Source organism: Microvirga pakistanensis (genome assembly GCF_004458765.1).
Taxonomy (GTDB): domain Bacteria; phylum Pseudomonadota; class Alphaproteobacteria; order Rhizobiales; family Beijerinckiaceae; genus Microvirga; species Microvirga pakistanensis.
Genome location: NZ_SPJX01000101.1, coordinates 1 through 223 on the forward strand (window position 1 = coordinate 1; position 223 = coordinate 223).

1 protein-coding gene is annotated in these 223 nt (G+C 63.2%); it reads right to left on the reverse strand.

What is annotated here, in order from left to right:
* Nucleotides 1-223, reverse strand: a 223-nt coding sequence (locus E4K09_RS03060; protein WP_134495105.1) for an SDR family NAD(P)-dependent oxidoreductase, incomplete at both ends; no start/stop codon positions are given.

The following is a 223-nucleotide window of genomic DNA, read 5'->3' on the forward strand; positions in this document are numbered from 1 at the left end:
CCAAGCCCCAGCGGGCTTCTCGGTCACGCCCCTGGCCCGGGTGAAACCCGTGAACACGAAGCCGGGGATCAGAAGATGGGCGGTCACTTGGCAGCCCGGCCTGTTGCGCAATTCGTGCGACAGGGCTTCCGTCACCACTTTGACGCCAGCCTTCGACACATTATAGGCGGTGTCGCCAGGCGGGGTGGTGATGCCCTGTTTCGAGCCCGTATTGATGATGGCA